This is a genomic window from Flavobacterium columnare NBRC 100251 = ATCC 23463, from assembly GCF_002530675.1.
GTDB classification, from domain to species: Bacteria; Bacteroidota; Bacteroidia; order Flavobacteriales; family Flavobacteriaceae; genus Flavobacterium; species Flavobacterium columnare.
Window position 1 is genome coordinate 1 of record NZ_PCMX01000163.1, and the last position, 579, is coordinate 579.

The following is a 579-nucleotide window of genomic DNA, read 5'->3' on the forward strand; positions in this document are numbered from 1 at the left end:
TAATATTTCCAGACAGAAATTCCATATAATCTTTTGCGCAACCAGAAGTATGTTGATAATCAGTTAAAACTTCTTGATTGTTTATTATCCCGCCTTCTTTGGTTAATTGCCATTTTCCTTCTAATGATGCAACAGAAGTTATTGGTGTTGAATCATCATCTTTACTGCAAGATGATAAACCTAATAAAAGAATTGATAGTACTAGAAAAAGATTTTTTAAATTGTGCATAGTTCTCATTTTTAAAAGTTAATTATTATTTTTAGTTGACAAATTTATAAATTTATTTTTTATTTATTTTCCATTCAGCGGTAAACTGACGGCTGTTAGCCGTTCAGTTTTTTTGTTACTGAATTCTTGTAAAAACCGATAAATATGTTATTCCAGAACGTACAAATTTCATTTTTAGAGTTGTACTTGTTAGTTCTAAAATTTCAAAATTAACGTTTGTTGGTGTTGGTACATTTGTAAATGTTATTACAACTGAATTATTAGTTTTATTCCAAGTTCCAGTATCAATTGTTTCTTGACAATTAGGATTCTTGAAGTAATGCTCTTTAGTAATATTTCCAGACAGAAAT

General features: G+C 27.5%; 1 protein-coding gene and 1 pseudogene. Both read right to left on the reverse strand.

Going from position 1 to position 579, the window contains the following annotated elements; genetic code table 11:
- Nucleotides 1–229 (reverse strand): annotated as a pseudogene (locus B0A78_RS13970) (hypothetical protein); the annotation flags it as partial.
- A gap of 115 nt (nucleotides 230–344) precedes the next feature.
- Nucleotides 345–579 (reverse strand): lipocalin family protein (locus B0A78_RS13975; RefSeq protein ID WP_133065797.1); only part of this gene is annotated, 235 nt, incomplete at its 5' end.